Raw genomic sequence first — 19,996 nt, forward strand, 5'->3', positions numbered from 1 at the left:
GAATATTTGAGAGCTTTAGCGTTATATTTTATGCTTCTGTTCCTAATTTTTGAAGGGAATTTATTATCTCATTACTTTAACCTTTTGTAAAATTCCTTTCTCATCTTTATAAGTAAAAATATAAGTTCCCTTTTGCACTCTTGATAAATCTATATTATTATTATAATAGGCAACCCCTTTTTTGAGTACCGTTCCATCTAATGAAAGAACGGTATATTCAAACTGATTACTGCTATTTTTGTTACTGATTACAAAACCATCTTTGTTTGCATTGGTATAAACCTTTGCTTTCTGTACTTTGTTTTCAGGAGGGACATTGGCAGCGAGTATGCTGTCGTTAATATCTGCAACCTGAGTACTTCCTATAGCTGAAGTGATCACAGAAGTGCTGCTTCCACCGATAATGTATAATTTATGGTCATAGATCTCTGCTGCGGAGTGTCTTCTGGGGATCATATTAGATGATAATTCATGCAATTCATTGGTGGTCGTATCAAAATAAGCTAAGAAAGTCTGATTATTATAGCTGCCTATAATGAAGATCTTATTACCCTCTACCGTTAAGGAATGTCCGGATACTCCATCAGGCATGGTATATTGATTGGTCCAACGATTAGAGGTAAGGTCGTACACATCTATCAGATTAGACGAAGAACCATTAAAACCGCCAATTACATACAATTTATCATTAACAATCTTTCCTTTTGTTTCTTTGGCTGTAGGCATATCCGGTAAAGAATGCCAGGTATCTGAAGCAATGTCATAATACTGAAATTTATTAGAATACACCGTGTTTGCTGCTCCTTTTAATCCGCTGCCACCAAACACATATATTTTAGCATCATAAATGTCCGATCCTGAACTTCCTGCATAAAAAGGATTATCTGCACCACGGGTGACCGTATTGCTGGCAAGATCTAAAATTTCAAGGTGCTTATTGTTCAACCCATTAAAAATGTAAATTTTATTATTGAAAGCTACCGAATTAGCAAATTTTTTGGGAACCAGAGTAGAATTAAGAACACTCCACTTGTTGTCATTAATATTATATTTTTCAATATAATTGGTGACTCCATTTGCTGTATAGCCGTTGGTTACGTAAATATTGTTATTCACCAATACACTCGTGATTCCTCCTCTGCCTGTTGGCATATCTTTAAGCTTTTGAAAATCGAGTGCTTGTGCATGGGCTAAGAAGGAGCCTATAACTGAGAGGAATAATAATTTTGTTTTCAATGGTATTAAGTTTTTATGTTGGTTGGTAATTGATTTTCTAATGAGGAGCACCCGTTTTTCATAAGGAACTTCACTAGAAACTACAAATCTAAGAAATTATAAACCATATTCATATTCTTCAAAAATTCTATTGCCATCATGATCAAAATTTTTTGATGGTCTGTGAATTATTCTATGAACTTTTAATTCTGATATTTTCAATGGGGTTATCGTTTATATATTTGCTTATGGATAATGGGAAAAAGTATTGACGCAGATTTTTTATTGGAGTTTTCAGGTAAGGTATTAGTTTGCGGATAAAATTAAGTAAAAAGCTGAAGATGATGAGGTTTTGTATGGTTTATTTTACTTGTGCACCAATTACATTATAGCTGATATCAGCCACCTGTATGCTTTTAATCGATGATTTTGTTGAGGAAGTGGTACTTCCACCTATGATGTATAGTTTATTGTGATATACTTCCGCTGTAGCATGCCTTCTGGGAATCATATTGGAGGATAACTGATGAAATGTATTGGTTGTTGTATCAAAATAGGCCAGAAAAGATTGATTATTAACACCACCCACAATAAAAATCTTATTATCGGATACAGCTAACGAGTGCCCGGCTATTCCGGCAGGCATTGTATATTGCTTGATCCAAAGATTCGTGTTGAGGTCGTAAACATTGATTAGACGGGATGGAGTACCGTTAAAACCACCAATGACATACAGTTTATCATTCACAATTTTGCCCTTTGCTTCTCTAGCTGTTGGCATATTGGGTAATGGATTCCATGTATTGGAAGCAATATCATAATATTGGAATCTATTGGAAAATACAGTGGTTGCCGCTCCATTGAGACCGCTGCCACCGAAGACATATATTTTGCCATTATAGATGGCAGAACCTGCATTTCCTGTGTAGGAACGATTAACAACACCTTTTGTTACTTTAAGGGTTTCGAGGTCTACAATTTCAAGATGACTATTTCCCCAGCCATTAAAAATGTAAATCTTATTATCATAAGTCTCTGAATTGGCAAATTTTTTAGGACTTAAGGTAGAATTGAGAACACTCCATTTATTATCCGTAATACTATATTTTTCAATATAATTGGCGTTACCTCCGTTTTCCTGGTAGCCATTGCTCACATAGATTTTATCATTCACAATCACACTGCTTGTGCCCCCTCTGCCCGCAGACATATTGGTGAGACTTTTAAATTGAAGGGTTTGTGCATGAGCTAGTATCGCTCCTAAAAATGAAAGAAATAATAATTTTGTTTTCAATGATATTATGATTAGTGTTTATTTTCTTTATTATTGAAACAAAGTCCGTTATTTGTAGTAGGAGAATTATATTGTTTTCAGAAAACTGATGGGCTACTGAAGTCTGCTGATCTACTAATTATGATCTCTTACTTTAATTTTGGGACTCAATCCTATCAATACTTTTATTAAATCATAAAAATATACTTCTGTATTTTTGGATTCAGATATTTTAATTTTGCTTTTTAATTCTTCATAATTTGAATAGTCAAAGCTTGAAATTCTTTCAATAATTTTATTTTCTTTCACAAGAAACAATGCGGTATATTTTTTATGCTTTGCAAGTTCTTGCCTTTCAAAGAAATATTCTAGATCGTTGAAATTGTATTTTTTAGAGTTAAATATTTTTTGAAATGTAATATGTTCTTTTGTGATTATAATCTTCGTATGAATTTTATAAAAGAAAGTCCATATAAAAAATAAAATACCTAATCGAAAAGCAACTTTTAATATGGTTATTATGCTAAATTTACTTGCTAGTTCTTGCAAATTGGAGTAAATAATTAGTGGAAAAACCAGAGATAATATAAAAGTTAAGAAATAGATAATTAAAAATGATTCAAAATTTATTCTCGATTTTATCATGTTATTTTTACTTATTTGAATTCTACTAAGTTAAAATATTAAAGTGAGATTATTTTACTGGCTAAAGCCTGAAGACTTTGTAAAGCTAAGGAATAAATATCTTTTTATTATTCTTTGAAAGAATTTTTTATTGCCTCGGGTAATGCTGTCTTGTTTTGTACCTTTTCGTAATATTTTTTATACTTTTTCATCAGCTTTTCATCAGAGTTTTTAATACCGACCTGCTTCAGACTTAATGCATAGCATCCATTAAAAATATCATCCTTTTTAAAGTTTGATTCTGCCTTTTCAAAATATGGAATAGCTTCTTCATATTTTTCATTGAGCGTTAATAATATCGCTTTAATGGATTGGCAGTCTTTGCTTGGAGTATTATATTTTTTTTCTGCAATATCTATGTTTTCAAGTCCGTTTTTATAGTCTTCTAAAAATAAAGAGGTAAGCGCTATTCCATAATATCCTTCAGGACTTGCAGGAAAATATTGAGTCATTTCTTTGAATTTATTTCGTGAGAAACTTATTCTTCCTGTTTTCATGGCTAGAGTGGCAAGGTTTTGCTTAAATTCTATGGATCTGTTTTGGGCAAGACTGTCGGCGGCGTGATAGAAAATTACAGCGTCCTCCAAATTAGTATTGCTTAGTCTTAAAGTATATGCGGCCCAGAAATAGGCATCACAAAAAGAATTGTCTGCTTCTATTACCTCAGCAAAGATTTTAAAAGCGGCTCCGAGATATTTATTCTGCTGAACAGCCCTTATTCCCAGAGGATATATTTTGTTCACTCTTTCATTATCCGGCTTTTGACAATACGTTCTGTTTCCTAAAAAATAGTCTGTCTGATTTTGTTGTGCTGAAATATTGATCAGGCATAACAGCACCGATAACAGCAATAGAAATTGTTTCATGGATTAAGTTTTTATACGCTATCATATAACGAAAAGTATTGGATCAAATGATTGCAAAGAATACACTTTACTTCGGTTTTTTACCAAACTATGACGCTATTTCTCGAGTACGAAACTAAGAAAAAAAAGGGGAAATAATTTTAAAATAATGCAGGTGAAAAGAATAACTTCAATACAATGCTGTATGCTGTTTATTCTTACGGAAACTTATCAATATTTGCAGATACAAATTCATAAAGACGTTCTATTAGTAACGATCGTTGTTCCTTATAGTTCGTCTCATATTTTTGGTATTCCTTGTTTTCACGCAATTGATTTGTTGCTAGTATATAATTTTCTATACCCTTATCAGTGTTATTTTTTTCATAGAGTAATTTCTGAATCTCGTTTGCTCGTCGTAAGGAATTAGCTAATTCTGCAAGTGCCAATTTATTTTCCAGTTGCTGCGTTACTGTTTCCAGTTCAAATGATAAAGCGATTTCAAAACTTTCGTAATCCTCATAATTTATCCATTCCATGAGAGTTAATAAGCAAAATGTTTCACTTGACAGTTCTTTTAAATCATGGAATTTCAACCAGAATTGACGCTCAATCGAATGTGTTTCCTCAATGGCGTACATTATTTTATCTAGGGCTTCTTCTTTTCTGTTTCCATATTTTCTAAGGATTAATTCTGTCAAGGTATAGCGTTCTTCGTCAATGCTTTTAATAGTCAAGCCAATGTCGAAGTTGTTTTTTACAAGATGCTTTAAAGCTATATCATTTGTGACATTTGTTTTATTAGCTGTAAGGGTAACCATTTCGTTACGAAAATATTCTTCTGCTTTCTCAACATTGCCATTTGTTTTTTCAAGCAATGTCAACCCGTGGCGAAGTCCAATTGGAATTCGTTTTTGTAATATTTCAAGTTTATCTTTATATATTTTGTTCACTTGCGGTAGGTTTTAAAATGGTATGTTGTGCAGCGGTAAAATGTTCAATAAATATATTTATCATCTTTTATCTCCGAATACTTTCACTGTTGATTTATTGTAAGGGATACTTATTGGGAACGAGCATCTATGATTGGGTATTTAAAACCATCTATTGCGAAAATTTCTTCCTCAAGTAAATCTGTTTCCAGAAGTCCCCATCTATCCCGGTTTCCAAATCCAAAAAACCATTTTTCAGTCTCAATCATTCTAGCCTCTTTTTCGTAACTTGTTTTATCTTGTTTTTTTGACTTCCAAAAAAAATTATAAGTCCCCAATATTTCAGTTTCCAATTGAATTTTTGCCGTATCGAAGTCAATTTGCCGTAAGATGTTTTCAAATTCTTGAATGAACTCTACCCAATAATATTCAATTTGCTTGTATGTTGCTCCAAATGAAATTACAGGATTTTCGTAATAAGTCTGATCTGATATACCAGTTCCAAACATTTCAGTTCTAAACATCCATTCATCATTTCCTAGATTTTGAATAATTTCTCTTACTTTGTCAAGATTACTTTCTATAACTATTCTTCCGTGTACAATTGATTGAAATCCCATATGCTTATTACAAAGTTTCCTAATGTTCAAATTTACACATTAGACTAATAGAAATTATATTTTCTTAAACCAGTAGTGTCTTAATATTGAACATTACTTAGTAAATCATTTTTGGGTAAACGTATAAGAGTGATAAATTTGAGAAGATATTCTAAACGAAAAAACCTTTCTAAAAAGAGCCGAATGGTTAATATATTAAATTGCCTCGGTCGCTGAGCGTCCTGGCATTCCACCACCTATTGGCATAGCTGCCCTTTACTTCAGTGATTACACATTCAGTTGTAAGAAGCATTCCTGATACAGAATAATAGTATATTATGTTTTTATGTATTAGTAAAAAGCTCTCTAATCTTTTCAATAGCTTTTTGGAAAGGAGTTAATTCATACCCAATGTGCTTACAATGTAGAGCTTCTATGAATGTAGGTAAATTGGAATATATATTAACTTTTAGCGTTGCTATTTTTTTGTTTTTATTATTGAACAGACTTACAAGTTCATTTCCATGCTCATCAATTCCATTCTTATATCCAAGAATGTCTTTTAGGGGGATAATCTTTTTAATTAATAAGAAGTTATTATAAACTAGATTTTCGTTTTGAATATTGGCAAGTATCAATTCATAATAATTCCTTTTCAGTGTTAAATAGATTGTAAATAGAAATAGTAAAATAAGATAAATAAACAATAAATAATGACCTTTTGAAATCATATTTTGATATGCTCCTTTAGCGAAAATAAATGGTAGGGGGACTACAGCAAAAGTAAGTGCGAGTCTAAAAAAAATGATGAAATAATTTTTTATTTTTAGTTTCATTATAATGATTTATTGATATAAGGGTTTGGATGAAATGTTGTACAATTCTCAAATATAGGGAGCTTTGTAGATTGGGAATAACATATTTTTTTCTTGTGTTTTACAAAATACACAAATTTTTAAATTAATATTGAATGTTATAAAATCATAATTTAAGTAAAAATGCTCTACAAAAAGTAGAACGGTTAGGATATTAAATTGCCTCGGCCGCTGACCGTTCCTGATATTCCATTCCCCATTAGCATAGCTGGTTCAAGGCTCTTCATTTCAGTGATTATACATTCAGTTGTTAAAAGCATTCCAGATACCGGAGCTGCGTTTTCAAGGGCAACTTAGTCATACTGTCCAAATATTAATAACTTTTCAATATGGTCAATACCAAGTTGGTTGTCTGTATTTATTTTGTTGAGTTTAACTGAAAAATTTTGCAGTTCTTTCTGTACTTCTTCAACGGCGGTTGCTAACTCTTCTCTGTTTACTTTTACTATTGTTTGAAGAGGAGTAGGGACGAACTTTTCATCATCTGTTTCCTTTATTGTTAAGTCGAAAATTATAAAATTATCCATCAATGAGACCACTGGCGTAGGATGTCCCTGATAATAATTCTGTACTTGGTCTGTTACCAGGTCCTGCCAGCTTTCTATACAGCCCAGATCGCTGCAACATTGAGGAAATATTTTGTCTTCGTTATCTATTCTTAATACATAGCCACCGGAAAATGCAGAACAAAACTCTCTATCATTATGCTCTCTCATTTCCTGTGTTTTATCCAGTACAAGTTTGAGTAAGTCTTCATGAGAAATGTCAGAGATTTTGTATAATGAGGAACCTTTCAGGTAGGGAGTAAGATCTTCTTTAAAGCCTGCCTTTTTAATCGAAAGCTGCCTATAAAGTTCCCAGTCATCCTGATATTCCCAATAGGACCATTTTCTGGTACATTTAAATCCTCATCATAGTATGTAATTTCAATGACGAGGATGAGTTCTATCTTCATGGTTTGTTTTTTAATTGTAGTTTAATGCAAATAAAATTCTTTTATAAGAGTTACGGGTTCGTGCTGTAGTGAGCTGGAAAGTCGGCAGACTTTGAGCGGTGTGGGTAAGAAAAATAAGTTAGTCTTTAACAAAAAGAAACGTATTATGCTTCGTTTTTATATCTGTCATAATAGTTATTCAACGTTTCAATTAGTTTGTCTGAAGTAATGTCAAGTCCAGAAGCCGCAATATTGAAAGGTGAATTGTAACTATTAATATTAAACTGCATTAGTTTTCGTTTAAATCCGTTTGTCTCTTTGTTGAGCCAATACTTGGGATTTTTCACTCCTACAATGACAATTCTTGTGCGCTGTATTTTGATTTCTTCAAAACCATTGATCTCACTCCATTTTACGAATTCGGTTGCTGATTTCCTTGGATTTATATTGAGTCCTTTAGGATCAATAATTAAAATAAGTTCTGATTTAATCAGTCTTTTTATTCCTATAAAGAGACCAAGTCCGAAAAAAAGAATGGAAACAATTCCAACTCCTTGGATAAAAATTGGATTTCTGGCCCTCCAACTTATAAAGCTTTCTGCATCTAAAAGTAACCAAAAACCTAAAACAACAAATACAATTGACCCAATTAATAACCTCAATGATTTCTTTTTACTTGAATATATCTCAATTCTATCCATTTTTATCTGTCTTTTTAAAATGATACATAAAGTCCAAATTTGTGCATTGCGTATAATATATAAAGTTACGCTAACGTTGTTTTTGGTATTATAAATTAAATATTCTAATAATATAATGTAAAAGCCAAGCCACACGATTTAATCGTGCGGTAGCGAGGTCGTCGAAGTTGTTTTAATATACTATTATTGATGCTGTTTCGGGTAAATAATTGTCGATTTTTTCCCTTTCAATTATTTCTTTCTCAGTTTTTCCGAAATCAGTTGAAAGCAATGCGATTTTTGCACTAGGATCATGTTGATAAATTTTATTACTCAATGGTTCTAAAACATTCATAAATTCATTATTCATAAAAGGTTCGATGAAGCAAAGACTTTTCTTTTTCCCCTTGTAATTAAAGGTTATAAACTTTCTTTTGCCTGCAAAAGCTTGATTTTTGTTTAATTTTTTTTGTTTCACAAAAGATTCTAAATCCTTTTCCGCAAATAAATTTAATTTTTCAACCTCTTCTTGAGTTAATTTATATTGGAAGAAATTTTTTCCGTCCCAACTATCTGAATAAACAATTAAGTTTCCTTTTTGATCAACTATTGTATGAGTTGAAATTTCAACATTCCCATTTTTTTGAATTTCATAATCAACAATTTTTAGATTTTTAATTTTTAGACTTTGAGCATTTAAAACAGACGTGATAAAAATGGAAAAAATTATTACTCGGGTTTTCATTTATTTTTAGTTTTTATAAAATTTCAGCTAACACCCAAATTTACGCATTCCGCTAATATTGTTCTGGTCTTAGCCATCTATTTTTAGCCATTAAATATAAAATATAAATATTATTTCCTTACGAGAAAACATAATGCAAATAAAAATCGCCCCACAAAAGTAGAACGGTTTTAATTTATATATAGCAGCTAAGACTACCTCATTCCCTTCCGTTGCCACACGAATCCTTTTGTGTGATTAATATTATAAATTAAACATTCTAATGCTATAATCGTGCGGTAGCAGAGAGTTTTTATTCCTTCACTCTCCTTTGCAGAAGAAGATACGCTGCATCCAGCATTTTGGTAAGGTGAATGTATGGGCTTATTATATTCCTTTCCGGTAGATTGTCATGGATTCCCAATGAGAAATAGACCATTCCGGAAATAAAATAATCAAATTCCTTGATGCTGTATTCTTTGAATGCTTTTTTAAAGACCAAGAGGGGATTGTGGTATTCTTTCTCCGAAAGCAAGCCAAGAACCAATGGAGAGACATCTTCCAACTTGTGAGCTGTAGCTGTTTTCTTTTCCTGCAACGTTATGAAATAACCTGCACGGATGAATGACCGCATTGCCTGCTGAAAATGAAGGATAACGGACGGATGCTCTTTTATCCAGCTTTTTCTTTTTACCGCATAACTTATAATATCGTTTAGCAGTTCTTTGGATGCTGCAAGGTCATTGAGCTTAAAGTAGGTTTCCATTAGCTGTAAGCCGCAATATTTCTTCCGGTCTTTACCAAGCCGGAGATGAAGATCTGTTCTGATTTTTTTCATGAGTGTGTATTTTTTTACTGTACGATTTTACTGGCCGTAAAGGAGGAAGCCCGCCTGAACTTCCTGCCTATACAAGCCTAATGAATATGATAGAATTTGTGTTTTTCTAAAAGCCCGAAAGCCGCAATGGATTGTACACCCCATTGTACCGTATCATGATACTTATATTGTAAAGCAGGCTTAGAAAAAGATAATTGTAGAAAAGCAGAACAGCATGAAAATAAAAACGGCATGAGACTCTACAATATCTGTAATAGGGGCACTGGTATACCTTGCAACAGATAAGAGAGCCCACGCCTAGGTCGTGAGCTTCATACTTATCATCTTGTTGCTTTAAAAATTACCAGTTTTCTATTACAAGATTCTAAGCAATAGCTTCTATATTTCTTTGAAGTATCGCAAAATTACTCTAATGAGTAATCTTTTCCAAATATAATAAAATTATTTACATATTACCGAATTCGGTAATGATAATTTATACTAATAATTACAATTTGCACTAAACAGTGCGATTATGAACGAGTTTAAGACTGATAAAATCAAAAGAATGGTCTCAGAAAAAATAAAAGAAATAAAAGGAGAAACTCCTTATTCTAAGGTTTCTGAAAGATGTAATGTTACCGCTGCAAGAATTAGTGATGTAGCGAATAACAAAATTGACTGTCAACTCAGCACTTTTATTGAAATTGCAACCGGGCTAAGAATACATCCCAAAGAATTATTTGATATTGTTTTTGATTTTGAAGAATATTATTCTGAATTAGATAAATAAACCAAGCTCCGAAGTCTGAAGACTTCGAAGCTTGGTTTAAAAGGTCACTTTTATTATCCAAAGTTATGATAATTTGCAGATATAAATTTAACTGCTAGCTTTTCCAGAATTTAAAAAAAGTTTAAAGCATTCAAAAACTAAATTTATAAACCAACTGCTAACTTCTTCACAAACAGTTATTTCGTTATCGGAAATAATCATATCTGTTTCGCTTTTAGGATGTGTAATTCGATTTCTTATATTCTTCGCTATAATTAAGCTTTCCCAAGATTTAGTTCCCACACCTATATTTATTTCTCCCTTAAAAAGTCTATTTATTGTTCTAAAAGTAAATTTAATATTGTCTAATAGGTTAATAGTTTTTGAAGTTATTTTTATATCACCATTACCTTTTAAATCATATGATTCTTCTGCCAGAATCATATACTCTGAGATATTTATTTTTCTTTTAGTTCCATCAATGGATTTTGCTTTCAAGCAAACTTGCTTTAAAACCCAAATACTTCCCTCAATGGTAGTAAAAACACTTCTTATATAAATTCTTCTAAAAAATTGTGAATCTCTATTTTCTGATAATATTTTTTCGCTTTCAGCACCATCTTCTAAAAGTAGTTCAAGCCCTTTTTTAATTGTTCCTATTTTCATTTTTAATTGAATTATCATTTATTATAATATATTTCTACTTTAGATAATTCTAAAGTTGTAATTGCAAGATATCCAAAGCTCTTTTCAAAAGTCTATACTTTAAAACTATGTTTTTTATTGACTCAAAGTCTAGAGAGACTTTATTTAATGAATCAAAGTTTAGAGATAAAGATAGGAGAGTGGTGGTATTTTATTTGAATGTGTTGAAAAATAAAACCGCTCCGGGGAAGAGCGGTTTTCAATAAATTTTAAATTACTTCTTTTATTAATTCAATTGTGCTTGCTAAAATCGGAACATAAGCACCTTGCTCAATTTCAGAATAACTTACTTTGTTACCACTTGATGCATCCAAAGCTATACAATATTCAGTGCTTATTTTGTATTCTTGAGAATAATGTTTGCTTAAATATTTGTAAAGCCCTTCTGTAAATGAAGCTAACTCCTGATAGGTATACCCACCAAGCTTACAGGTAATCCATAAACCTCCAATGTATTTTACTCCTTCTTGCTCAAATGTGTAAACATGATGAGGATTTATTTTAACTGGAAGTTTTAAAATATCTATAATTGATAACATTTCTGGTTTCTTTAAGAAAGAAATTTCATGTCCTGTTCTTAGACTACTAAAATCATAATCTTCAAAATTGTAAAGTATATCTGCATTTCTTTGATACATCAATTTTGTTCTTTTATACTCTGTATTTTCTATATCTTGTAACAAACCATCTATTTTATCAGTGATTTCCATTCTGTTTTTATTTTTGAAGGCTCTACTGATTGAACTTATTGCTGAAATCCAGTAATCTCCTCCTGGTTCAGTTGTTACCTTTTCCTTTTCTTTACTTAAATTTTTGATAAAAGTTTGTCTACTTTTTTGTGACTTTCTTCTGAAGTCAATGATTTCTTTAATTGTTATTTTTTGCATTTTATACATTTTAAATTAAATTTCAAATTAAATTTTAACATAATTTAACTTTTTTTTAACGTTTTATTTTGTACATTTGCAAAAGTGAATCGGGGCAATGATATCACTTCTGCAAATGGAATACTAAACTTTGTCAGCACCTTCGGATATGCAGTTTAGCACTTTGCTTAGTAATTTTAATTACCCTTTACATTGGATGCAAAAAGGCTTACTTAGCTTCACAATTTTTCCAGACCTCCAATGTTTGAAGGACCAGAAGCAAATTAGCTTCTTCATATATTTAAAATATTTATTACTTCATTGATTAAAATTCAATGAAGTGGTGAAATACATATTAATACAAATTAAAGGTTTTTTTTTGGTTGTACCAAATTTATTACTGATTTTAACTTAAATTTAACATTTACTAAGCCAGTATTGTAATCTCTACTTTAAGTTGTTCGCATGGATCTACTTGAAAAAGGGCTATGTACATTTAAAATTAATTTTTGCAAATTATATAAAAAACCGCCCTACAAAAGCAGAGCGGTTAGTATATTAATTTGCCACGGTCGCCGGTTGTTATTCTATTTCAATTTTGTTGTATGCTATCCAACGTTTCAAATTTCCAACCATTCTTTTTAGATGGTCTTCATTCAGGAAGATATTGGTCCAGTATTCAAATCTGTCACACTGTACACTGATATAATAGGTCATAATAGCTAAGCAGGCAAAAGGTAAAAACTGTTTTTCTTCGTTACTGATTTCAGTTATCGTTTCATAACCTTTCAAAAAGCTTTCTGCTTTTATCTGGTAATCTTCTTCGTTTAAATTGGTAGCGAGTAACTGAAACAGGAAATAAGAAATGTCAAAACATAAATAACCGTTGCCACAAAAGTCAAAGTCAAAAAATGTGATTTCCTTTTCATCATCAATGTGCAGATTATCAAACCAAACGTCAAGATGAACACTTCCATATCTCATTTTCGAGCCAGTATTTTGGATTTTCAGCGTTAGAAAAGCAGATAGTTTTTCTAGAAATTCAACTTCATTTATATTTTTAGGAAAGAATTCTTTTATTCTTAAAACAGGTTTTGTAAGCAGGTTCTCGCTATTGTAAGATATTCTGTTGAGTTCAAAACCTTCCGTCGATTGATGAACTTTGGCTAGTGCCTTTCCGATGAGAAAACTTGTTTGAGATGAAAACTTTGCAGTCTTTGTTCCTTTGGCATAGGAGAACAAAACTCCAAATCTTTTTCCTTCCGATGCTTCAATTTCCTGTACATATTCGCCCGATTTGTCAGCAATTGGATAGGCAGCCTGTTTGTCGTTTTCTTTTAAGTGAAGCAAAAGCCTTAGCTCTTCTTTTATTTCTGATTTTGTCCGCCAATCGTGGGTATACACTCTAAAAACATATTGGTTGTCGTTATCATTAACGATGTATAAATGGTTCATGGCAAGCCGAAATATACTGCATTTGGTTTTGCCACTTAGGTTATATTGCTGTTGAATAAGTTGGGCAAGTGCGTTGGGTGAAAGTGTGCTGTTTATGGTAGGGAATTTCGTTGTCATTAATTCTTCGTTTGTCTATGGTTACAGTTGTTTTTAGTATTTTTTGGTTTTGTGACGGGCGGGAAATTGAAAAGGGAAACATTAATTTTTCGGTTTCATCCTATTGTTGCAAAAGCTTTGTTATCGGCAGTCTGTTTACTCTCGTTCCATTATCCGATACCAATTTTTCTCTAGTTTCCAATTATGTTCAGGTTTTATTTTTATTTGTTCTTCGTATTGGTTTTGTGTCTCATTATCATTTGTGAATACAAAATAAATTTGTGGTGATTGGAAAAAGCCTGATTCAACACTTAAAAATGTTGCGAAACTTAAATTCTCTAGTGTTATACATATATCTACTTGACAATAAACAAATTTAGATATTTTGCAATTTATCTATATTATTAATATTATTTTTTACGAATATAAAAAAACGCCCTACAAAAGTAGAACGACTAGTATGTTAATTTGCCTCGGTTGCTGACCGTTCTGGCATTCCACCATCCATTGGCATAGCTGGTTCAGCGCTCTTTACTTCAGTGATAACACATTCAGTTGTTAAAAGCATTCCAGATACAGAGGTTACTTTTTCAAATATGTTTCAACAAACCCTTGTCAAGGTTTTAAACCTTGACAAGGGTACCAATCCAGGCATCTTTGCTTAAAACTTACAAATGAAAAAACCGCCCTACAAAAGCAGAACGGTTTATATATTAAATTGTCTTAGCGACACGCTACTACATCATTCCCGGCATTCCACCACCCATTGGCATAGCTGGTTCAGCGCTCTTCACTTCAGTGATTACACATTCAGTTGTTAAAAGCATTCCAGATACAGAAGCTGCGTTTTCAAGGGTAGCTCTTGTTACTTTAGTTGGGTCAATGATACCTGCTTCAAGCATGTGAACATACTCGTCAGTTTTAGCGTTGTATCCGAAGTTAAAAGGCTTTTGAGTATGTTTTAAAGGGATTACTTTATTTACTGATAAAGTTCGGATACTTTACAGATTGTAGTTTTATAGATGTTATATAAAAAAGACTATTCTAAAAAGTCATTTAAAAAATCTTCTATTCCAGATGTTTGTCTTGTAACAGCATCAAATAAATCATTTATAGAATACTCATAATTAAATTCATATAGTTTTTCGTTTTCATTATCAATTAATTCTATCTTTTTTCTTTGAACCCAAAGCCATTCATCTTCATCAGTGTAATGCTTATATTGGTATTCAAACAATCGGAAATGTTTACCTTGAATTGTAGTTTTATAAATTTTACTAGTTATTTTTTCTTCGTATGGTAAAGAAATTTGGTGATTCACTATTTGCCAAATAATTTCTTTATTGTTCGTTTTTTTTATTAAAGCAAGTATAAATTCTAAATTTTTATTTCTCATTTTAGCAAATCTTTTTTATAATCTTTATTCATATTTTCAATATCAGTAATTAATGTTGATAAATATCTGTATGTCTTATCAATATAAGCTTCTTCTAATAAATTAAAATTCTTAGTAAGTTTTCTTATCCAAGCTACATCATCAATTGAAATGTAAGTTTTTTTATGTTTATCTACTTCTTCTTTTAATAAATTATAATGTTCTAAATCTTCCTTTTTAAGTGATCGTTTTATTGATTTAAGAATCGGTGAAAGCCCTGAAATTTCAATTAATATTTCTTTTTTATTATTATCTGTTTGAGATATTAAAACAGATAATTTGGAGCTTGACTTTTTTAGGTCATGTAAATTTTCAGGTAATCGATTAATAAAGAAATTTTTTTTATTCAATTCTTTAATTTCTTTACTATTATTTATGACCTTAAGGAAGGTTAATATAGTTATTAAAAAACCAATAATAGTTAAAATATCTGCCAATTCAGCCATTCGTTAAAATTTAAACTAATTTAATAATTATACCATACAAATTTACATAATTATGTTTGTTGAGTGCGAACAAAAAAACCGCCCCACAAAAGTAGAACGGTTTATATATTAAATTTGTCTCAACGACACGTTGTTACATCATTCCTGGCATTCCACCACCCATTGGCATAGCTGGTTCAGCGCTCTTCACTTCAGTGATAACACATTCAGTAGTAAGAAGCATTCCAGAAACAGAAGCTGCATTTTCAAGGGCAACTCTTGTTACTTTAGTTGGGTCAATGATTCCTGCTTCAAGCATTTGAACATACTCGTCAGTTTTCGCGTTGTATCCGAAGTCACCTGTTCCTTCTGCTACTTTAGCAACGATTACAGAACCTTCACCACCTGCGTTAGCAACGATTTGTCTTAATGGCTCCTCGATCGCTCTCTTAACGATTTTGATACCAGTATTTTCATCAGCGTTGATTCCTGAGATGCTGTCTAATGATTTGATTGCTCTTACTAAAGCAACACCACCACCTGCAACAATACCTTCTTCAACAGCTGCTCTTGTAGCGTGAAGTGCATCATCAACTCTGTCTTTTTTCTCTTTCATTTCTACTTCAGAAGCAGCACCTACATACAGTACAGCAACACCACCAGCTAACTTAGCTAATCTTTCCTGAAGTTTCTCTCTGTCGTAGTCAGAAGTTGTAGTTTCCATCTGAGCTTTGATCTGAGCTACTCTTCCTTTGATTTTCGCTTCGTCACCACCACCGTTTACAACCGTTGTGTTGTCTTTGTCGATCGTTACTTTCTCAGCAGTTCCAAGCATATCTAAAGAGATGTTTTCCATAGTGAAACCTTGCTCTTCAGAGATCACCTGTCCACCTGTAAGGATCGCGATATCTTCTAACATTGCTTTTCTTCTGTCTCCGAATCCTGGAGCTTTTACAGCAGCAATTTTAAGAGAACCTCTTAATTTGTTTACAACCAAAGTAGCTAAAGCTTCACCTTCAACTTCTTCAGAGATAATTAATAGAGACTTACCACCTTGTGCAATTGGCTCAAGAACTGGAAGTAATTCTTTCATTGAAGAAATTTTCTTCTCTACTAAAAGGATATATGGGTTTTCTAGTTCAGCTAACATTTTCTCAGGGTTAGTCACGAAGTAAGGTGACTGGTACCCTCTGTCAAACTGCATACCTTCTACAACATCTACCGTTGTATCGATACCTTTAGCTTCTTCTACAGTAATTACACCTTCTTTTCCAACTTTTCCGAAAGCTTCAGCTATTAAAGCACCGATAGTTTCGTCATTGTTAGCAGATACAGAAGCAACTTGCTTTACTTTATCTGTAGAATCTCCAACAGCCTGAGACTGAGTTTTAAGGTTTTCAACAACAGCAGTTACCGCTTTGTCAATACCTCTTTTAAGATCCATTGGGTTAGCACCGGCAGCTACGTTCTTAAGACCTTCTCTTACGATAGCCTGTGCCAATACAGTAGCGGTAGTAGTACCGTCTCCTGCGATATCATTAGTTTTGGACGCAACTTCTTTTACCATTTGCGCTCCCATATTTTCTACTCTATCTTCAAGTTCGATTTCTTTTGCAACAGAAACACCATCCTTAGTTACGTGTGGAGCACCGAAAGATTTTTCGATTACTACATTTCTTCCTTTAGGACCTAAAGTTACTTTTACTGCATTAGCCAATGCATCAACTCCTCTCTTTAGAGCGTCTCTTGATTCAATATCGAATTTTATTTCTTTTGCCATGTTGTTTAGCTTTTGGCGACTAGCGGTTAGCTTTTGGCTTTACTAGATCGCGGTTTGATTTTAATTTTAGTTTACTTTTAGCTTATTCCACAGTGTGACAAGCTTCTTTTTTAGTATAGTTAATTCTTCCAGAGTATTCTGATAATCACTTTCATTGATATATCCCAGATCTTTGGCTAGAATTAATTGGTTTTCGGCTTCATTGGAGGACCCAAGAGCAATATTGATGAAGTGGGCAAATTCTTTATCTGAATTTCTACCGCTGCCTTCAGAAATATTATATCCGATGGATGCAAATGATCGTCTGATTTGAGAGGACAATCCAAAAATTTCTTCTTTCGGAAAGCTTTTGGTTAAAGTATAAATCTTTAAAGTTATTTGGTGGCTTAATTGCCAAACTTCGAATTTCTTAAAGTCTCTCATAATTGCAAAAAGGCCATTTGCCAGAAGCCAATAGCCAGAAGCTTATCCAATAATTCCTAATAAATCAGCTTCTCTTACGATCAAATAATCTTTACCTTCCAACTTCAATTCAGCACCTGAATATTTTCCATAAAGAACTTTGTCACCTACCTGAACTGTTGTAGGCTCATCTTTTTTACCAGGACCTACTGCTACTACAGTACCTTCTTGCGGCTTTTCCTTTGCAGTGTCCGGGATGATGATTCCTGAAGCTGTTTTAGTTTCTGCTGCGATTGGCTCTACCAGAACTCTGTCTGCCAATGGTTTAAAGTTTACTGACATAATATATTTATTTTTTAATTATTTCTGTGTTATAATTCTCTAAATGTATGCCATGAGACGGGGACGGCTGAAATGGCAGACTTTTATTGAGGAATGTGAAATTTTGGCAGAAAAATTATTTTTTGCGCGCTGGAAATCCAAAGAGATAGCTTGTTGCTACAGGAACAACAAACAAAAGAACGGTAATGGCGGAAACTAAAATTTCCATAGTATGGCTGGCTAAAAATTGAGCAAATATTGTAGCAGGGTAGAAGTGTTCATATAATGATAAACTTAGTTTAATTCCTAAAATGGCAATTACAATAAAAGCGGCAGTTTCCAGGAAAGGAAATACCTGCATCAGACGAACAAACCACTGCGCAATAAATCTCATCGCCAAAATTCCTATAAAAACGCCAATGGTAATCAAAAGTAAATTATCCGAAAAAGCTACTGCTGCAAAAACATTATCTATGGAAAAAGCAAGATCCATGACTTCTACAATAGCAACCGTTGCCCAGAACTGTCCCAACAAGCCAATTGAATTTTTATACAGCCAACTGGATTCTTTGTCCGGATTTTCCTCCTGATTTTCTTCATCATTTGTATTTTTTATTTTTTTGATGAACCAATCGAAGGAGATATAGATCAGATACAATCCTCCCAGTGGTTTTAGCCACCACACGGAAATCAGTACGGAAGCAAAAATAAGAGCCAATCCACGAAATACATACGCACCGATAATTCCGTATTTCAAGGCTTTTTTTCTTTGGTGTTCGGGCAGATCCATCACGATGGTTGCCAATACGGCTGCATTGTCTACGGAGAGAAGGCTTTCGATTAGGATCAGATTACCGATAATGGCGATAGATTTTGCCGGGTTTTCTAATAGGTCATTGAAGAGATGAGTAAAATCAGGAAACATCATTTTTTAAAGAAATAGTATTTTGGTTAAGTTTTGAAATAATGGCGGCAGAAACTGAAATGCCAATGAAATTGGTGACCGATCGGGCTTCATTCATAAAGCGGTCTATGCTGTATAAAAGGGCAAGATCTGTAGTCGGGATTTTTCCAAACCTGCTTAAAGTAAACATCAATGCAAGGAAACCCGATCCGGGAACTCCCGAAGCAGTTTTTGAAGCAATAGAAATGGTGATGAAAAGCCAGAAATAATCTGTTATCGTAAGCGGAATATTATAAAACTGGATCAGGAAAATACATGAAATAGAAAGATAAATACAAGCCCCGGCCAGATTAAAATTGTACCCAAGAGGAATGATAAGGCGAAGAATCTTCCGGTCGTAGCCCTGTGATTCCATTTTGTCGAAAATCATAGGAAAGGCCGTCTTTGACGACGAAGTTGCTACCACAAGAATGATTTCTTCTTTGATACTGATCAGAAAATCCCAAAGGTTAATCTTAAAGTAAGCTGTTATAACACCTAATATCCCGAAAATAAAAAATACACAGGTGAGATATACTGTGGCAACAATCTTACTTAATGGCAGCAAAGTATTAATTCCGTATACAGAAATTCCATAAGCGATATTAGAGAAAATGACGATGGGAAGAAAGATGTAAACATACTTGATCAGTTTGAAAAACAGATTTCTTCCCATGTCTATAGCCTTAAGAATGTTATTCTTTTTCTTTGAAAGACCAATCAGGATACCTGCAGTTATTGATATTAAAAGAAAAAGTACATAATTGCTGATATGTAAAGGATTAGACGTTTGGGCTAAAAATCTTTCAGGAAGCGCCTTATGTGAAGAAATAATAATTCCCGTATTGGCACCTGGCTTTAAAAGTAATCCGGAACCGATTCCCAGAAAAATACTTACAGAAGTGATGATTAAAAAATAAACAACCATCTGGCTTACAATTTTAAAAGCATTTTTGGTGCTGAAAATGTAGCTTACCCCATAAGTTACTGCAATAAAAATAACAGGAATGATCAAAACTTCAAGAAGCGTGAAAAAGTAACTGCTTACTGTCTCCAGATGTTTACTGACTTCCGGAAAATAATAACCGGTTAATGCTCCACAGATAATCGCTGTGAATACATACAGAGTAAGGTTTCTTAAATAAGAGTCTGTAAACGTTTTTTGCTTAGAAGGTTTCATCATTCATTTTTTATAAGGTAAGATTACAAAATTCAAAG

The 19,996-nt window shown here is 32.8% G+C and carries 23 protein-coding genes and 1 pseudogene; 1 reads left to right on the plus strand and 23 read right to left on the minus strand.

The window, feature by feature from the left end:
* Positions 1–63: 63 nt before the first annotated feature.
* The 12 genes from ACQ76T_RS20375 to ACQ76T_RS20430 all read right to left on the minus strand — a co-directional run bounded on the left by ACQ76T_RS20375 (position 64) and on the right by ACQ76T_RS20430 (position 9,599).
* A complete protein-coding gene (locus ACQ76T_RS20375) occupies positions 64–1,236 on the minus strand; it encodes a Kelch repeat-containing protein (RefSeq protein WP_431345068.1) in 1,173 nt (390 codons plus the stop codon).
* 340 nt (positions 1,237–1,576) lie between these two features.
* Positions 1,577–2,509, minus strand: coding sequence for a Kelch repeat-containing protein (locus ACQ76T_RS20380; protein WP_431345069.1), 933 nt, complete (start codon positions 2,507–2,509; stop codon positions 1,577–1,579).
* Positions 2,510–2,623: 114 nt separating this feature from the next.
* Positions 2,624–3,133 (minus strand): hypothetical protein, encoded by a 510-nt coding sequence (locus tag ACQ76T_RS20385; protein WP_431345070.1) that lies wholly within the window; start codon positions 3,131–3,133, stop codon positions 2,624–2,626.
* A 107-nt stretch (positions 3,134–3,240) separates the two neighbouring features.
* Complete coding sequence (locus ACQ76T_RS20390; RefSeq protein ID WP_431345071.1) at positions 3,241–4,038, minus strand: tetratricopeptide repeat protein; 798 nt, start codon at positions 4,036–4,038, stop codon at positions 3,241–3,243.
* Between the two features lie 197 nt (positions 4,039–4,235).
* Positions 4,236–4,970, minus strand: a complete 735-nt coding sequence (locus ACQ76T_RS20395; RefSeq protein WP_431345072.1) for a hypothetical protein — start codon at positions 4,968–4,970, stop codon at positions 4,236–4,238.
* A gap of 110 nt (positions 4,971–5,080) precedes the next feature.
* Positions 5,081–5,569: a hypothetical protein gene (locus ACQ76T_RS20400; RefSeq protein ID WP_431345073.1), complete on the minus strand. Its 489-nt coding sequence runs from the start codon at positions 5,567–5,569 to the stop codon at positions 5,081–5,083.
* 323 nt (positions 5,570–5,892) lie between these two features.
* Positions 5,893–6,384 (minus strand): hypothetical protein, encoded by a 492-nt coding sequence (locus tag ACQ76T_RS20405; protein WP_431345074.1) that lies wholly within the window; start codon positions 6,382–6,384, stop codon positions 5,893–5,895.
* Positions 6,385–6,716: 332 nt separating this feature from the next.
* Positions 6,717–7,139, minus strand: coding sequence for a hypothetical protein (locus tag ACQ76T_RS20410; protein ID WP_431345075.1), 423 nt, complete (start codon positions 7,137–7,139; stop codon positions 6,717–6,719).
* Positions 7,140–7,216: 77 nt separating this feature from the next.
* Positions 7,217–7,378, minus strand: a complete 162-nt coding sequence (locus ACQ76T_RS20415; protein WP_431345076.1) for a hypothetical protein — start codon at positions 7,376–7,378, stop codon at positions 7,217–7,219.
* A gap of 143 nt (positions 7,379–7,521) precedes the next feature.
* Positions 7,522–8,058: an STM3941 family protein gene (locus tag ACQ76T_RS20420; RefSeq protein WP_431345077.1), complete on the minus strand. Its 537-nt coding sequence runs from the start codon at positions 8,056–8,058 to the stop codon at positions 7,522–7,524.
* A gap of 172 nt (positions 8,059–8,230) precedes the next feature.
* The gene (locus ACQ76T_RS20425; RefSeq protein ID WP_431345078.1) at positions 8,231–8,782 is read right to left on the minus strand and encodes a hypothetical protein; all 552 of its coding nucleotides are present in this window, start codon (positions 8,780–8,782) and stop codon (positions 8,231–8,233) included.
* Positions 8,783–9,074: 292 nt separating this feature from the next.
* Positions 9,075–9,599 (minus strand): hypothetical protein, encoded by a 525-nt coding sequence (locus tag ACQ76T_RS20430; RefSeq protein WP_431345079.1) that lies wholly within the window; start codon positions 9,597–9,599, stop codon positions 9,075–9,077.
* 514 nt (positions 9,600–10,113) lie between these two features.
* Between ACQ76T_RS20430 and ACQ76T_RS20435 the strand changes: the two genes are divergently transcribed.
* Positions 10,114–10,371: a helix-turn-helix domain-containing protein gene (locus ACQ76T_RS20435; RefSeq protein ID WP_431345080.1), complete on the plus strand. Its 258-nt coding sequence runs from the start codon at positions 10,114–10,116 to the stop codon at positions 10,369–10,371.
* An 87-nt stretch (positions 10,372–10,458) separates the two neighbouring features.
* Here ACQ76T_RS20435 and ACQ76T_RS20440 read toward each other — a convergent pair whose 3' ends face one another.
* From ACQ76T_RS20440 to ACQ76T_RS20490, 11 genes and pseudogenes are all read right to left on the minus strand, one after another.
* Positions 10,459–11,016, minus strand: a complete 558-nt coding sequence (locus ACQ76T_RS20440; protein ID WP_431345081.1) for a hypothetical protein — start codon at positions 11,014–11,016, stop codon at positions 10,459–10,461.
* A 248-nt stretch (positions 11,017–11,264) separates the two neighbouring features.
* Positions 11,265–11,942, minus strand: coding sequence for a hypothetical protein (locus ACQ76T_RS20445; RefSeq protein ID WP_431345082.1), 678 nt, complete (start codon positions 11,940–11,942; stop codon positions 11,265–11,267).
* 561 nt (positions 11,943–12,503) lie between these two features.
* Positions 12,504–13,493: a phosphotransferase gene (locus ACQ76T_RS20450; protein ID WP_431345083.1), complete on the minus strand. Its 990-nt coding sequence runs from the start codon at positions 13,491–13,493 to the stop codon at positions 12,504–12,506.
* A 716-nt stretch (positions 13,494–14,209) separates the two neighbouring features.
* Positions 14,210–14,446 (minus strand): annotated as a pseudogene (locus tag ACQ76T_RS20455) (TCP-1/cpn60 chaperonin family protein); the annotation flags it as partial.
* Positions 14,447–14,511: 65 nt separating this feature from the next.
* Complete coding sequence (locus ACQ76T_RS20460; RefSeq protein ID WP_431345084.1) at positions 14,512–14,868, minus strand: hypothetical protein; 357 nt, start codon at positions 14,866–14,868, stop codon at positions 14,512–14,514.
* Positions 14,865–15,353, minus strand: a complete 489-nt coding sequence (locus ACQ76T_RS20465; RefSeq protein WP_431345085.1) for a hypothetical protein — start codon at positions 15,351–15,353, stop codon at positions 14,865–14,867. The genes ACQ76T_RS20460 and ACQ76T_RS20465 overlap by 4 nt, the downstream gene beginning before the upstream one ends.
* 133 nt (positions 15,354–15,486) lie before the next feature.
* Complete coding sequence (groL, locus tag ACQ76T_RS20470; RefSeq protein ID WP_431345086.1) at positions 15,487–17,112, minus strand: chaperonin GroEL; 1,626 nt, start codon at positions 17,110–17,112, stop codon at positions 15,487–15,489.
* Positions 17,113–17,178: 66 nt separating this feature from the next.
* Positions 17,179–17,535 (minus strand): four helix bundle protein, encoded by a 357-nt coding sequence (locus tag ACQ76T_RS20475; RefSeq protein WP_431345087.1) that lies wholly within the window; start codon positions 17,533–17,535, stop codon positions 17,179–17,181.
* Between the two features lie 42 nt (positions 17,536–17,577).
* A complete protein-coding gene (locus ACQ76T_RS20480) occupies positions 17,578–17,856 on the minus strand; it encodes a co-chaperone GroES (protein ID WP_034696138.1) in 279 nt (92 codons plus the stop codon).
* 115 nt (positions 17,857–17,971) lie between these two features.
* Entirely contained in the window at positions 17,972–18,763 is a 792-nt protein-coding gene (locus ACQ76T_RS20485; RefSeq protein WP_431345088.1) for a TerC family protein, read from the minus strand.
* Complete coding sequence (locus ACQ76T_RS20490; protein WP_431345089.1) at positions 18,750–19,961, minus strand: cation:dicarboxylate symporter family transporter; 1,212 nt, start codon at positions 19,959–19,961, stop codon at positions 18,750–18,752. The genes ACQ76T_RS20485 and ACQ76T_RS20490 overlap by 14 nt, the downstream gene beginning before the upstream one ends.
* Positions 19,962–19,996: the final 35 nt, after the last annotated feature.

The organism is Chryseobacterium sp. JK1, assembly GCF_050632815.1.
Taxonomy (GTDB): domain Bacteria; phylum Bacteroidota; class Bacteroidia; order Flavobacteriales; family Weeksellaceae; genus Chryseobacterium.

What these genes read in the sequence shown, in the direction of transcription:
- ACQ76T_RS20440 (WP_431345081.1), bottom strand. Translation starts at nt 11,016, where the DNA reads ATGAAAATAGGAACAATTAAAAAAGGGCTTGAACTACTTTTAGAAGAT.
- ACQ76T_RS20400 (WP_431345073.1), bottom strand. Translation starts at nt 5,569, where the DNA reads ATGGGATTTCAATCAATTGTACACGGAAGAATAGTTATAGAAAGTAAT.
- ACQ76T_RS20435 (WP_431345080.1), top strand. Translation starts at nt 10,114, where the DNA reads ATGAACGAGTTTAAGACTGATAAAATCAAAAGAATGGTCTCAGAAAAA.
- ACQ76T_RS20450 (WP_431345083.1), bottom strand. Translation starts at nt 13,493, where the DNA reads ATGACAACGAAATTCCCTACCATAAACAGCACACTTTCACCCAACGCA.
- ACQ76T_RS20460 (WP_431345084.1), bottom strand. Translation starts at nt 14,868, where the DNA reads ATGAGAAATAAAAATTTAGAATTTATACTTGCTTTAATAAAAAAAACG.
- ACQ76T_RS20385 (WP_431345070.1), bottom strand. Translation starts at nt 3,133, where the DNA reads ATGATAAAATCGAGAATAAATTTTGAATCATTTTTAATTATCTATTTC.
- ACQ76T_RS20475 (WP_431345087.1), bottom strand. Translation starts at nt 17,535, where the DNA reads ATGAGAGACTTTAAGAAATTCGAAGTTTGGCAATTAAGCCACCAAATA.
- ACQ76T_RS20410 (WP_431345075.1), bottom strand. Translation starts at nt 7,139, where the DNA reads ATGAGAGAGCATAATGATAGAGAGTTTTGTTCTGCATTTTCCGGTGGC.
- ACQ76T_RS20445 (WP_431345082.1), bottom strand. Translation starts at nt 11,942, where the DNA reads ATGCAAAAAATAACAATTAAAGAAATCATTGACTTCAGAAGAAAGTCA.
- ACQ76T_RS20405 (WP_431345074.1), bottom strand. Translation starts at nt 6,384, where the DNA reads ATGAAACTAAAAATAAAAAATTATTTCATCATTTTTTTTAGACTCGCA.
- ACQ76T_RS20415 (WP_431345076.1), bottom strand. Translation starts at nt 7,378, where the DNA reads ATGAAGATAGAACTCATCCTCGTCATTGAAATTACATACTATGATGAG.
- ACQ76T_RS20390 (WP_431345071.1), bottom strand. Translation starts at nt 4,038, where the DNA reads ATGAAACAATTTCTATTGCTGTTATCGGTGCTGTTATGCCTGATCAAT.
- ACQ76T_RS20490 (WP_431345089.1), bottom strand. Translation starts at nt 19,961, where the DNA reads ATGATGAAACCTTCTAAGCAAAAAACGTTTACAGACTCTTATTTAAGA.
- ACQ76T_RS20485 (WP_431345088.1), bottom strand. Translation starts at nt 18,763, where the DNA reads ATGATGTTTCCTGATTTTACTCATCTCTTCAATGACCTATTAGAAAAC.
- ACQ76T_RS20425 (WP_431345078.1), bottom strand. Translation starts at nt 8,782, where the DNA reads ATGAAAACCCGAGTAATAATTTTTTCCATTTTTATCACGTCTGTTTTA.
- groL (WP_431345086.1), bottom strand. Translation starts at nt 17,112, where the DNA reads ATGGCAAAAGAAATAAAATTCGATATTGAATCAAGAGACGCTCTAAAG.
- ACQ76T_RS20465 (WP_431345085.1), bottom strand. Translation starts at nt 15,353, where the DNA reads ATGGCTGAATTGGCAGATATTTTAACTATTATTGGTTTTTTAATAACT.
- ACQ76T_RS20430 (WP_431345079.1), bottom strand. Translation starts at nt 9,599, where the DNA reads ATGAAAAAAATCAGAACAGATCTTCATCTCCGGCTTGGTAAAGACCGG.
- ACQ76T_RS20480 (WP_034696138.1), bottom strand. Translation starts at nt 17,856, where the DNA reads ATGTCAGTAAACTTTAAACCATTGGCAGACAGAGTTCTGGTAGAGCCA.
- ACQ76T_RS20420 (WP_431345077.1), bottom strand. Translation starts at nt 8,058, where the DNA reads ATGGATAGAATTGAGATATATTCAAGTAAAAAGAAATCATTGAGGTTA.